Genomic DNA, 13030 nt, shown 5'->3' on the forward strand with positions numbered 1-13030 from the left:
GAGCAACAAGCGGCGCATGTCACCCGGCCTCTGGTTCGCGGCCGCCTGCGCATCCCCGAATGCCCGTGCATCCGTCCTGATCGAGGAATCCATGCCCTCCAGTTACCCGTCTGTCTCCGCCTTGGGCCTTGTGCCCACTGTGATCGAACAATCCGGCCGGGGCGAGCGCGCCTATGACATCTACTCCCGCCTGCTGCGCGAGCGCATCGTGTTTCTTGTCGGGCCCGTGAACGAGCAGTCAGCCAGTCTGATCGTCGCACAATTGCTGTTTCTCGAATCGGAGAACCCCGACAAGGATATTTCTTTTTACATCAACTCGCCCGGCGGCTCGGTGTATGACGGCCTCGCGATTTACGACACCATGCAGTTCATCAAGCCGGAGGTCTCTACCTTGTGCACGGGCTTTGCCGCGAGCATGGGCACCTTTCTGCTCACCGCGGGTCAACGCGGCAAACGGTATGCGCTACCCAATGCGCGCATCATGATTCACCAGCCGTCCGGCGGCGGTCAGGGCACCGCGGCGGACATCGAAATCCAGGCGAAGGAGGTGCTGTATGTGCGAGCACGTCTGAATGCGATGATGGCCGAGCGCACCGGACGCACCATCGACGATATCGCGCGCGATACCGACCGCGACAACTTCATGTCGGCGCTCGAAGCGAGGGAATACGGATTGATCGATGACGTGCTGGAAGCTCGCGCGACGTGGAACAGCGCAGGTCGTCGCGACAGCCTGTAACGGAACGCTCGGTGGGCCGCCGGATAGACCGCCTTGCCGCCAATTCCCATCCACCTATCGGTGCGAGCGCACCACAAAAGCTGCTCACCTTCGCTGGAATCGCTATCATGTCGCGATTCGTCGACTTCGACGACCGCTTCAATGGAGATACACATGGCGTCATCCAACGAAAACGTCAGCATGGCGCTGTTCTGCGACTTCGAGAATGTCGCGCTTGGCGTGCGCGACGCGAAGTACGACAAGTTCGACATCAAGCTTGTACTCGAGCGCCTGCTGCTGAAGGGCAGCATCGTCGTCAAGAAAGCGTATTGCGACTGGGATCGCTACAAGAGTTTCAAAGGGGCCATGCACGAGGCCAATTTCGAGTTGATCGAAATTCCGCACGTGCGCCAATCGGGCAAGAATTCAGCCGACATCCGGCTGGTCGTCGATGCGCTCGATCTCTGTTATACAAAATCGCACGTCAATACGTTCGTCATCATCAGTGGTGATTCGGATTTTTCGCCGCTCGTGTCGAAGCTGCGCGAGAACGCCAAACAGGTCATCGGCGTCGGTGTGCAGCAGTCCACCTCGGATTTGCTGATCGCGAATTGCGATGAGTTCTTCTTTTACGACGATCTCGTACGCGAAAGTCAGCGCGCAGTCGCGAGGCGCGAATCGTCGCGCCAGCAGCAGAGCGCGCAGCAGGCAGCCAAACGTGCGGCAGATGAAGAGAAGGCCCCACCCAAGGAGGACCTGGAGAAGCGTCGCAGCAAGGCCGTAGAAATTGCGGTTCAGACGTTCGACGCACTCGCTTCCGAACGTGGCGACAGCGGCAAGATCTGGGCGTCCGTGCTGAAGAACGCGATCAAACGGCGCAAACCGGATTTCAACGAGACGTATTACGGGTTTCGCGCTTTCGGCAATCTGCTGGAAGAAGCGCAGGCACGCGGGCTGCTCGAATTCGGCCGCGATGAAAAATCAGGCGCGTACGTTTATCGAAGCACGGCTGTGAACGTCGGGAGTGAAGCGGCCAATGAAACTATTGGCGAAACCGCGGCGGAGTCTGCCGAAACGGGGTCGGGTGAAGCGGTGCCGGCTGAACAGGCGGCCGAACATTCGTATCAAGCGCAGGCGGCACAAGCGGCCGCGTCCGAGTCGGGGGGCAAGCACAAGTCGCGTCGTAAGGACCGCAGCAACCGCAAGGCGGGGCGGGGTCAGGAGGCCGCGCACGGCAAGCGCGGTCACCATGAAACGGCTGATGAAGAACCTGCGGCTGCCGCTCCGGCTCTTGCCGAACCGGCGGAGTCCGCCGAACAGGTCCAACGGGAGGAACCGCGTGAACACGCGCCGCTCCCACATGAATTCGTCATTGAACCGATAGCTGAAGAGACCGAAGCTCGTACTGTAGCAGCGGCAGCGGATACAGCCGCTGAACAAGTCGTCCTCGGTCAAGAAAGCGACCAAACCGCCGATAGCGACCAACCCGCGCAGCGTCAAAGCGCCAAAAAGCGCGCATCGCGCAAAACGGCCGCGAAGAAAGTGAAGAAAAGCACGCCGCGCTCGATCGGGGAAGTCCTTGAGATCGCGGCGCCGGCCGAGGCCCCTGCTCCAGCAGTCAATATGGAAGATGGGCCTAAGGCCGCCACGAAGGCCCCCCGTAAAACAGCGTCTCGCAGCCGTCGTCCGCGCAAAACGGCGTCGACGGACAGCACGGAGTAAGCAGCGGCACGGATTCGACAATCGTCGCCGCAAGCTACCGCTCAACCGTTCTACGCATTTGAAACGCAGTACCGGCCGACGATGCAAGACAAGCAAGCAGGCCGGCCCCCAATATCACCGCTCAGTAAGCCGGATAAGGCGCATACATAACGGGCGGAGGCGGAGCGTAGTAATACGGACGGGGCGCGACATACACCGGCTGCGTCGAATAGTAAGGCTGCGGCTGAACAATCGTCTCGCCCTTCGAGGTCATGCACTGGGCGTAGGCGGTGTCATAGCGTGCCTGCATGCCGGCCGCCGAATACTGGGCGCCATTCGCTCCGTTCGCGCCGCCAATCAGCAGGCCGCTGCCCGCCCCGATCGCCGCGCCAGCGCCAGCGTTGCCCGCCGCGGCGCCGAGCAGCGCGCCGACGGCCGCGCCGCCGAGCGTCCCGAGCGCCGCGCTGTTCACGCTGTTCGTGCTGGCCGCCTGCGCAGCGCCGGACGGGTTCGTCGTTTGATTCGCGTAGTCGCGGCACGCGTAGTCGTTTTGCTGGAACTGGCTGAGCGGCTCGCCGCTGCGCGGCATCGCGGCTATGCTCGGCCCGCTCGGTGGCGCCACTGCGCAGCCGCCTAACGCGAGCGCGATGACGGCGGCGGGAATCGCCAGGCTGATCGTTTTATTGCTGGAAATCATGGTGGTGCACTTCGGAGGATTGGAATTCAAACGTTAGGCTAATCGGGAAATTCCGTGGTTACGGCTAAGTTACAGAAAGTTTTTGCACGGCCGGCTGGTCTCGACCCGGCAGTCGCCTCAAACGATTCCCGCCGCCCAAGCCGATCGACCGCGCGGAGGACGCCTCAATGAACCGGCTCATTCTCGCCGTCGCAGCGGCTTGCGTAGCCTGCATCGCGCCGGGCGCCGCAGTTCGGCGAAGTCGAGGGGCGTTGGCCGAGGTCCACTTCGCACCCCGCGAAACCGCAGTTACCAACTGTGACAAACTTCTTTCAGAAGCGATCCCTGCCCTTCCAATCGCCTCGGAAAAAGAAAAAGCCCTCGCGATGGAGGGCTTTCGTCTCTAGCTGTCATCTTCCATCGCGATCGCAAGGATCACGACATCAGACGACGAGCTGCAACTGGCAATCTCAAGCGAAGTTCTTCGCTGCGAAGTCCCAGTTGACGATGTTCCAGTACGCTTCGACGAACTTCGGACGCGCATTGCGATAGTCGATGTAGTAAGCGTGCTCCCAAACGTCGATGGTCAGCAGTGCCTTGGCGTCGGTGGTGAGCGGCGTGGCGGCGTTGCTCGTCGACACGAGGTCGAGCGAACCATCAGCCTTCTTCACGAGCCATGCCCAGCCCGAGCCGAACGTGCCGACCGCGGTCTTCGCAAACTCTTCCTTGAACTTGTCGAACGAACCCCACTTCGCGTTGATCGCGTCAGCGAGCGCGCCGGTCGGTGCGCCGCCACCTTGCGGCGACAGGCTGTTCCAGAAGAACGTGTGATTCCACACTTGAGCCGAATTGTTGAAGATACCGCCCGACGACTTCTTGACGATCTCTTCCAGCGACAGGTTCTCGAACTCCGTGCCCTTGATCAGATTGTTCAGGTTGGTCACATAGGTCTGGTGATGCTTGCCATAGTGAAACTCGAGCGTCTCTTCCGACATGTGCGGAGCGAGCGCGTTTTTCGCAAACGGCAGCGGCGGGAGCGTATGTTCCATGGTGCTTTCCTTCTCTATATCTGTTGTGGGGAGTCTGCGGATGACGCTATCGAGCACTCGATTGTAGGCGAGTTGGAATAACCCCGCAAACGACCGGCCTTTATGTCCGGCATGTCGAACACGCCGCGCGCAAGGCCCTTCGGAAGGGCGCGCACGGCGCGTGCCCGGGTCGTCGGTAAACAGGACATAGGCGCCACGCACTCACCGGTAAAACGTCAGAAGCCGTCGGTCAGACGCGCCTGCACGTCGGCGAGCGCGACGTCGGCCGAGCCTTCGGCGAGATGCATCGTCAAACGACGGCCGGGTTTCAGCGACGACGGCGTGCGAATCGCCCGACCGCTTTGCGTATCGAGCACGGCCGCATAACCGCGCTCGAGCGTGCGCTGTGGACTCAGTACTTCGAGTCGCGCGCTGAGCATGCAGATGCGTGCGACCTGACGTTCATGCTGGCGCGACAGCGCTGCATTCAGGCGCTGCGCCAGCGTGTCGACGCGCGTGCGCTCGCCCGCGAGATCCGGACGCCAGCGTTGCCAGCGCATCTGCAGCAGCGAGAATCGCGCACGAGCGTCGCGTACCGGCCGCGCGCCGGCCGACGCGAGCCGCACGCGCAATTGCTGCAAATGCGTGCGCTGCCGCGCGAGCCGCTCGGCCGGCGAAACGAGCCGGCGCGCCAGCCAGTCGAGCTGCTGCGCGCGCCGCTCCATCATGCGGCCGAACGCGCGCGCGAGCGTCGCGTGCCGATGATCGAGTTCGCGCAGCAGCATGACGCGCTGCGGACTCACGAGTTCGGCGGCACCGGTCGGCGTCGGCGCACGTACGTCGGCGGCGAAATCGGCAATCGTGAAATCGGTCTCGTGACCGACGCCGCTCACCACGGGTATCACGCTTTCGGCGATCGCGCGCGCGAGCACTTCTTCGTTGAACGCCCATAGATCTTCGATCGAGCCCCCGCCGCGACACACGATCAGCACGTCGACCTCGCGGCGCGCGCCAGCCGTCTCGACCATCGCCGCGAGCTTCGCGCTGACACCCGCGCCCTGCACCGGCGCTGGATAAACGATCACCGGAATATGCGGCGCGCGGCGCGACAGCGTCGTCAGCACGTCGCGCAATGCGGCCGCCTGCAACGACGTGACGATACCGATCGCGCGTGGATGGGTCGGCAGCGCGCGCTTGCGTTCAGCGGCGAACAACCCTTCGGCTTCGAGTTGCGCCTTCAACCGCAGAAACGCTTCGTATAGGCGACCCTGACCGGTGCGGCGCACCGCTTCGACATTCAGTTGCAGTTCACCGCGCGGTTCGTACATCGTCACGAGCGCGCGCACTTCGATGCGATCGCCTTCGCGCGGCATGAATTCGGCGTACTGCGCGCGACCGCGAAACATCACGCAGCGCATCTGCGCCTGTGCGTCCTTGATCGAAAAATACCAGTGACCACTTGCGGCGCGCGTGAAGTTCGACACTTCGCCCGCGACCCAGACGAGTGGAAACGAGCGTTCGAGCATCGTGCCGATCGCGCGATTGAGCGCGGAGACGGGAACGACGACCTCACCGCCTGGTGTGGCCGCCGAAGCAAAAGGATTTTCGGGGTTCATGCGAGGGATAAATAGCGCTGGCCGGACAGACGATAGACCGAGCGACGAGCGGCGTCCAGCCGGAATCGCAGGATTGTTAAAAGTGTCCACATGGCGGGAACCGCCTGACGAATTCCGCCAGAACGCCCGCCAACGCCAATAAACGCCTGGCAGACCCTTGATTTATATGGCGTTTGCATCTCAATAGCGAGCGAGCACTTCGATCCAAAGCGCACGGAATGGCCCTCCCGGACGATCGGATGGCAGGTTCTCCACAAAGTTATCCACAGACTGTGGGCGACCGCACATAGCGAGGACCGGCGTCCATGATGTCCCACGCGACTTGCCGGCCGGGATGCCCGCGCGCTAGAGTGGCGGGTTCGATGGCATGCCAATCGCGCAGCGCGCCGGGGAGCTTGCCGGCCTGAGGCCGCCTGCGGCTAATAAGTACGAGCCCTTTCGCCGCGCCGTTTGCACCTCATTTTTCGACCGTATTCGCATTCGATTGTCCGGAGAACCGCGTTGATGTTGACCCCGCGTAGTGCGCACGGCATGCAGTCCTTGCCCGCAACCCGCCCATGAGCGAACTCAGCGACCGTCTCGCAGCGCGCCTAGCGCGCGAATGGCAGCAACGCGGCCCGCTCGCCTGGGCGCTGACGCCGCTCGCCTGCGTATTTGGCACGGTCGCGGCCGCGCGCCGCGCCGCGTTTTCGCAAGGCTGGCTGAAGTCGGTGCGCGTCGGCGTGCCGGTGGTGGTGGTCGGCAACGTGACGGTTGGCGGCACCGGCAAGACGCCGACCGTCATCGCGCTCGTCGAAGCGTTGCGCGCCGCGGGCTTCACGCCTGGCATCGTGTCGCGCGGTTACGGCGCGCGCGTGAGCACGCCGACCCAGGTCACGCCCGGTTCATCGGCGCGTGTCGGCGGGGACGAACCGTTGCTGATTGCGCGCCGCACCGGCGCACCCGTATGGGTCTGTCCGGATCGCGTCGCCGCCGCGCAGGCGCTGTGCGCCGCGCATCGCGACGTCGACGTGATCGTCAGCGACGACGGCTTGCAGCACTATCGCCTCGCGCGCGACGTCGAACTCGTCGTGTTCGATCACCGGCTCGGCGGCAACGGCTTCCTGCTGCCGGCCGGGCCGCTGCGCGAGCCGTTGTCGCGCCGCCGCGACGCGACGCTGATCAACGATCCGTACGCGCGCACGCTGCCCGCGTGGCCGAACTCATTCGCACTGCAGCTCGCGCCCGCCGACGCTTGGCATCTCGACAATCCCGCGCTGCGCCGCCCGCTCGCGCAATTCGCCGGTCAACGCGTGCTGGCCGCGGCCGGCATCGGCGCGCCGGAACGCTTTTTCGCGACAGTGCGCGCAGCCGGCATCGCGCCCACGACGCGCGCCCTGCCCGACCACTACGCGTTCGAGCGTAATCCGTTCACCGACGTCGACGCCGACGCGATCCTGATTACCGAAAAGGATGCGGTAAAATTGGGGGCCTGGCACGACGCGCGCATCTGGGTAGTCCCGGTCGAAGCCGCGCTTGATCACCGCCTCACTGCATTAGTTGTGGAGAAAGTCCGTGGACGCTCGCCTGCTTGAAATCCTCGTTTGCCCGATCTGCAAGGGCCCGCTCAGCTACGACCGCGCCGCGCAGGAACTGATCTGCAACGCGGACAAGCTCGCGTATCCGATCCGCGACGGCATTCCCGTAATGCTCGTCGACGAAGCACGGCAGACCGTCGAGGGCACGCCGGTCGATCTGAATCCGGGCTCGGTCGCCTGACCCGGCGCGGCGCTGCATCGAGGCGCCGCGTCGCCTCGCTCGCCCCGCGGGTCAAGGAGCAAAGCCCGTCAACGCCAAGGCCGGCCCGCATGTGCGCCACAATCGATCCGTAGCCGTTTCCGCCGCCCCGCTTATGTCCGACTCCGCGTGCGCGTCGCGCGCAGCCTCTTCCTCCGGCCTGATCGCCGCCCGTTCTTGATCCGATGATCCACACCACCCCTCATCCGTTTATCGCCGTCGTGCCGGCCCGTCTGGCGTCGACCCGGCTGCCCAACAAGCCGCTCGCGGACCTCGGCGGCAAGCCGATGGTCGTGCGCGTCGCGGAGCGCGCGCGCGAATCGGGCGCGCAGCAGGTGCTGGTCGCGTCGGACGCGCAGGAAGTGCTCGACGCGGCGCACGACCACGGCTTCGACGCAGTACTCACGCGCGCCGACCATCCGTCGGGCACCGACCGTCTCGCGGAAGTGGCGACGCGCTTCGGCTGGAGCGATGACACGATCATCGTCAACGTGCAGGGCGACGAGCCGCTGATCGACTCGGCGCTGGTGCGCGGCGTCGCCGCACATCTGGCAACGACGAGCGACTGCGCGATTGCGACGGCCGCCCATCCGATCACCGATCCCGCCGAAATTTTCAATCCGAACGTCGTCAAGGTCGTGCCTGATGCGCGCGGCGTCGCGCTGTATTTCTCGCGGGCGCCGATCCCTTGGGCGCGCGACGCATGGCAGCCGCACTGGCCCAACGTCGCGTCGATGCCGACGCCGCCCGCCCCCGCCGTCGTATACCGGCACATCGGCCTGTACGCGTATCGTGCGAAATTCCTGCGCACGTACCCGAGTCTCGCGATCTCCCCGATCGAGCAGGTCGAAGCGCTCGAACAGCTGCGCGCGATGTGGCATGGCGAGCGCATCGCCGTCCTCGTCACGCATGACGTGCCGTTGCCGGGCGTCGATACCCCCGCCGATCTCGCGCGCGTACGGGCTTTATTCGGGTCTTGAGCGCGGGAAGCCGTGGCATAATCGAACGGTTATGCGCGCCTCCCAGCGCAGGCGACATCCGGGTTATCCCCGTCGCGCCGTGCGGATCTTGCAGCGCCGTCATCTTCGACGTGCAGCGCGAGCTAGCCAACGGTGAACGATGCGGAACCTGCGAGAATCGCCGGGAAGCCTGCTGCGTAAACAAAGAATTCACATAGATCTGGAGATATCCATGCGTTTGATCCTGTTGGGTGCACCGGGTGCTGGCAAAGGCACTCAGGCCAACTTCATCAAGGAAAAGTTCGGCATCCCGCAAATTTCGACCGGCGACATGCTGCGCGCGGCCGTCAAGGCTGGTACGCCGCTCGGCCTCGAAGCAAAGCGCTTCATGGACGCCGGTGAGCTGGTCACGGATGAGCTGATCATCAACCTCGTGAAGGAACGTCTGCAGCAGCCGGACTGCGCGAACGGCTACCTGTTCGACGGCTTCCCGCGCACGATTCCACAAGCTGAGGCAATGAAGCAGGCCGGTGTCGCGATCGACTACGTGCTCGAAATCGACGTGCCGTTCGACGAGATCATCGTGCGCATGAGCGGCCGCCGCTCGCACCCCGCGTCGGGCCGCACGTATCACGTGACGTTCAACCCGCCCAAAGTCGAGGGCATCGACGACGTGACTGGCGAGCCGCTGATCCAGCGCGACGACGACAAGGAAGAAACGGTCAAGAAGCGTCTCGAAGTGTACGAATCGCAAACCAAGCCGTTGATCGAGTACTACAACAGCTGGGCGAAGAACGGCGATACGTCAAGCTCGGTGAAAGCGCCCCAATATCGCCGCATTTCGGGCCTCGGCAGCGTCGATGAAATTCGTGCCCGTGCGTTCGATGCGCTGAAGTAAGCGGGATTGATCTAAACATTTCCGCTGTTTGCGTTAAACCAAAACCCGCCCACATTGGGCGGGTTTTTTACTGGTTCGGTGCGCCGACCGCAACGGCAAGCGCTGGGTGCGGAACGTCCAGCACAGCCAGTTAGTCTTCCATAGCACTCGCATGCCGCTGCCCGCTTCGCTTTCCGCAGCGCAGCACAGCCGCTACAATCGATCGTCGAAAAATGCTTCGATCCAGACTGCACCGAACAACCGTAGCGAAGGAGAAGACATGGAAATTCGTGACAACGTGTTCCTGATCACCGGCGGTGCATCAGGGCTCGGCGCTGCCACCGCGCGCCTGCTGGCGGAGAACGGCGGCAGGGTCGTGCTCGCCGACCTGAATCTGGACGCGGGCGAGGCGCTCGCCAAGGAACTCGGCGGCGTATTCGTCAAATGCGACGTGAGCCGGGAAGAGGACGCGCAACAGGCCGTCGACACCGCGACGAAACTCGGCACGCTGCGCGGACTCGTCAACTGCGCGGGCGTCGCGCCGGCCGCGAAGACCGTCGGCAAGGATGGCCCCCATCCGCTGGATCTGTTCACGCGCACGATCTCGATCAACCTGATCGGCACGTTCAACATGATCCGGCTCGCCGCGACGCAGATGTCGAAGAACGAGCCGAACGCCAACGGCGAGCGCGGCGTGATCATCAACACCGCATCAGTCGCCGCGTTCGACGGCCAGATCGGCCAGGCCGCGTACTCCGCGTCGAAAGGCGGCGTGGTCGGCATGACGCTGCCGATCGCGCGCGACCTGTCCCGCAACGCGATCCGCGTGATGACGATCGCCCCCGGCATCTTCGAAACGCCGATGCTGCTCGGCATGCCGCAAGAAGTGCAGGACGCGCTCGGCGCGATGGTGCCGTTCCCGCCGCGCTTAGGCAAACCGGCTGAATACGCGATGCTCGCCAAGCAGATCTTCGACAATCCGATGCTGAACGGCGAGGTGATCCGGCTAGACGGCGCGATCCGCATGCAGCCGAAGTGAGGAGCGCCTCGCGATAAAAAAACGCCTGTACATGTACGACATGTGCAGGCGTTTGCGTCTCATGCGGCGTGAAAACGCGTCGCTATTCGCCACCATCATGCCGGGTGCGCTGCCGCAATTCATGCAGTTGCGACTCGACTACGGTGGCGTCTTCCGCATCGGGTCGATCCCCGAGGTAACTTTCGAGGTCTTCGAGCGCGGGCCGCAGATAGTCGAGCCGCGCATACGCGAAACCGCGATCACGCACTTCCTCGATATTGTCCGGCAGCAGAATGACGAGCCGCTGTTGCACCGCGAGCAGACGTTGCCAACGCTCGGTTTGCAGATAGATCGCCTTCAGGTTGCGCAGCATCCGCGCGACGATCTCGCGACGCGTGGCCGGCTGTAGCAGCATGCGCAGCGCGCGGCCGACCGAATCTCCAGCCGACGCGACGTATGGTTCGAGCATCTCGACCATCTGCGCTTCGGACAGCGAATGACCGGTCGTCGGATCGAGCATCACGTCGCCGTCGGGCGTCGTCACGCGCAGCAGGAAGTGGCCCGGAAACGACACCCCGCGCACCGGAACGCCGAATTGCTCAGCCATCTCCAGATAGAGCACCGCGAGTGAAATCGGAATGCCGCGGCGACGTTTGAGTACGACGTTCAGATGACTGTTGTCGGGGTCGTAGTAATCGTTCAGATTGCTCGCGAAACCGAGTTCACGGAAAAAGAACCGATTGAGGACGCCAACCTTCTGACGGATGTCGGCATCGTCTGGCATGCGGCGGCGCAGCCGCAGCACCAGCTCATCGATCTCGGCGAGCACCGACTGCAGATCGAGATCGGGGTAGGCGTCCTGCGCGAGCGAGAGCGCCGTCTCGGTCAGCGGCAGGCTCTCGTCTTCGGCGACGAGCGTACTGAAATAATCGAGAACCCGCGACATGGTGATCACTTCACTCGCCTTTTGAAATACGCGTACTTGAAGCCCATCAGCCAAAGCATACCGAAATATAGCGCGGCGAACAGCACGAGACACGCACCGAGCAACACCATCCGGCTAACCGGCTGGGTATGCATGCCGACCCAGTCGAAGCTGATCGCAAGCCAGCGCATCACGCCGGCGAGCACGAGGCACGCGCCGAGCAATTGCACGAAAAACTTGAGCCAGCCGCTCGACGGCGTATAGATGCCGCGTTTGCGCAGACCGATGAACAGCAGCAACGCATTCACGCAAGCGCCGAGCCCGACGCTCAGGGTGAGACCCGCATGCGCGAACACCGGCACGAACGCGTAGTTGCACAGCTGCGTGACAATCAGCACGCCGATGCCGATTTTCACCGGCGTCTTGATGTCCTGCTTCGCGTAGAAGCCCGGTGCGAGGATCTTGATCAGGATCAGGCCGATCAAGCCGACCCCGTAGGCGGCGAGCGCGCGGCTCACCATTACGACCGCGTTACCGTCGAACTTGCCGTAGTTGAACAGCACGGCCGTCAGCGGCTGGGCGAAAAAGAACAGCGCGATCGCGCTCGGCGCGGCGAGCAGGAACGTGACGCGCAGCCCCCAGTCGAGCAGCGACGAATACTCGTGCGAGTCGGCGTCGACGTGCGCCTTCGATAGGCTCGGCAGCAGGATCGTGCCCAGCGCGACGCCGAGCAGCGCGGTCGGAAACTCCATCAGCCGGTCGGCGTAGTTAATCCACGACACCGCGCCGGGGCCGATGTGCGACGCGATGTTGGTGTTGATGATCAGGCTGATCTGCGCGACCGACACCGCGAACATCGCCGGCACCATCTTCGCGAGCACCCGTTTTACGCCGCGATGCGCGAGCGCGTGCAGCGGGTTCAGGCGGATGCGCGGCACCATGTCGATCTTCTTGAGGCCCGGCAACTGCACCGCGAATTGCAGCACGCCACCGATGATCACCGCCCACGCGAGCGCATAGACCGGCGTTTGCAGGCGCGGCGCGAGAAACAGCGCAGAGACGATGAACGCAACGTTCAACAGCACGGGAGCGAACGCGGGCAACGAAAAGTTCCGGTACGTATTCAGCACGCCCGACGCCAGCGACGTCAGCGAAATGAAAATGATGTAGGGGAACATGATGCGCGTCATCGCGACCGCGAGCTGGTACGCGTGGCCCTCGCGCGCGAGGCCCGACGCGACGACAAACACGACGCCCGACGCGCCGACCACGCCAATCACCGACAGCACCGCGAGCGCCCACGCGAGCACGGTCGAGGTCGCGTCGACGAGCGCCTTGGTGGCGTCGTGGCCTTGCTGGTTCTTGAACTCGGCGAGGATCGGCACGAAGGCCTGCGAGAACGCGCCTTCGGCGGAAATGCGGCGCAGCAGATTCGGAATGCGAAAGGCGACGTAGAAAGCGTCGGTGTATTGACTGGCGCCGAACGCACGGGCGATCAGCGTTTCGCGGGCCAGTCCGGTCACGCGCGACAGCAGCGTGAAGCCGCTGACCGTCAGCAGGGCTCGGAATAGATTCATGGGGCGCTTATTATACGGGTCCCGCTAATGCGGGCGACGAGCCGGAAACCCGATTCCGACCGATTTGCCGGGCGGACGTTCGCCGCAATCGGCCGGGAAATGCGATTTTTTGTGCTTTTAGCGGTTTTCCGTGCTGAGCCAACACGTCAACGTCAACAT

The 13030-nt window shown here is 63.6% G+C and carries 12 protein-coding genes; 7 read left to right on the forward strand and 5 right to left on the reverse strand.

Annotation, left to right across the window (positions count from 1 at the left end):
- Window positions 1-91: 91 nt before the first annotated feature.
- Window positions 92-739, forward strand: a complete 648-nt coding sequence (clpP, locus tag BC1002_RS12245) for an ATP-dependent Clp endopeptidase proteolytic subunit ClpP (RefSeq protein ID WP_013090341.1) — start codon at window positions 92-94, stop codon at window positions 737-739.
- Window positions 740-892: 153 nt separating this feature from the next.
- A complete protein-coding gene (locus BC1002_RS12250; protein ID WP_013090342.1) occupies window positions 893-2440 on the forward strand; it encodes an NYN domain-containing protein in 1548 nt (515 codons plus the stop codon).
- Between the two features lie 121 nt (window positions 2441-2561).
- Here the strand turns inward: BC1002_RS12250 and BC1002_RS12255 are convergent, their stop codons facing one another.
- The 3 genes from BC1002_RS12255 to xseA form a co-directional block, all read right to left on the reverse strand.
- Window positions 2562-3116: a glycine zipper family protein gene (locus BC1002_RS12255; RefSeq protein WP_013090343.1), complete on the reverse strand. Its 555-nt coding sequence runs from the start codon at window positions 3114-3116 to the stop codon at window positions 2562-2564.
- 449 nt (window positions 3117-3565) lie between these two features.
- A complete protein-coding gene (gene sodB, locus BC1002_RS12260) occupies window positions 3566-4144 on the reverse strand; it encodes a superoxide dismutase [Fe] (protein WP_013090345.1) in 579 nt (192 codons plus the stop codon).
- A 215-nt stretch (window positions 4145-4359) separates the two neighbouring features.
- Complete coding sequence (xseA, locus tag BC1002_RS12265) at window positions 4360-5739, reverse strand: exodeoxyribonuclease VII large subunit (protein WP_013090346.1); 1380 nt, start codon at window positions 5737-5739, stop codon at window positions 4360-4362.
- A 557-nt stretch (window positions 5740-6296) separates the two neighbouring features.
- Here xseA and lpxK point away from each other — a divergent pair.
- The 5 genes from lpxK (at window position 6297) to BC1002_RS12290 (ending at window position 10390) form a co-directional block, all read left to right on the forward strand.
- Window positions 6297-7313 (forward strand): tetraacyldisaccharide 4'-kinase, encoded by a 1017-nt coding sequence (lpxK, locus tag BC1002_RS12270; RefSeq protein ID WP_013090347.1) that lies wholly within the window; start codon window positions 6297-6299, stop codon window positions 7311-7313.
- Window positions 7294-7497, forward strand: a complete 204-nt coding sequence (locus tag BC1002_RS12275) for a Trm112 family protein (RefSeq protein ID WP_007180583.1) — start codon at window positions 7294-7296, stop codon at window positions 7495-7497. Before lpxK ends, BC1002_RS12275 begins: the two co-directional genes overlap by 20 nt.
- A 203-nt stretch (window positions 7498-7700) precedes the next feature.
- Window positions 7701-8495, forward strand: coding sequence for a 3-deoxy-manno-octulosonate cytidylyltransferase (gene kdsB / locus BC1002_RS12280; RefSeq protein WP_013090348.1), 795 nt, complete (start codon window positions 7701-7703; stop codon window positions 8493-8495).
- Window positions 8496-8706: 211 nt separating this feature from the next.
- Window positions 8707-9372 carry an adenylate kinase gene (gene adk / locus BC1002_RS12285; protein ID WP_013090349.1) on the forward strand — a complete coding sequence of 222 codons (666 nt, stop codon included), beginning with the start codon at window positions 8707-8709 and terminating at the stop codon, window positions 9370-9372.
- Between the two features lie 259 nt (window positions 9373-9631).
- The gene (locus tag BC1002_RS12290; RefSeq protein WP_013090350.1) at window positions 9632-10390 is read left to right on the forward strand and encodes a 3-hydroxyacyl-CoA dehydrogenase; all 759 of its coding nucleotides are present in this window, start codon (window positions 9632-9634) and stop codon (window positions 10388-10390) included.
- Between the two features lie 82 nt (window positions 10391-10472).
- On the opposite strand, the gene BC1002_RS12295 is transcribed toward BC1002_RS12290, so the two are convergent.
- Window positions 10473-11315 (reverse strand): SirB1 family protein, encoded by an 843-nt coding sequence (locus BC1002_RS12295; RefSeq protein ID WP_013090351.1) that lies wholly within the window; start codon window positions 11313-11315, stop codon window positions 10473-10475.
- A 5-nt stretch (window positions 11316-11320) separates the two neighbouring features.
- Complete coding sequence (gene murJ / locus BC1002_RS12300; protein WP_013090352.1) at window positions 11321-12871, reverse strand: murein biosynthesis integral membrane protein MurJ; 1551 nt, start codon at window positions 12869-12871, stop codon at window positions 11321-11323.
- Between the last annotated feature and the right edge of the window lie 159 nt (window positions 12872-13030).

This window comes from Paraburkholderia atlantica (genome assembly GCF_000092885.1).
In the GTDB taxonomy this organism is placed as follows: Bacteria; Pseudomonadota; Gammaproteobacteria; order Burkholderiales; family Burkholderiaceae; genus Paraburkholderia; species Paraburkholderia atlantica.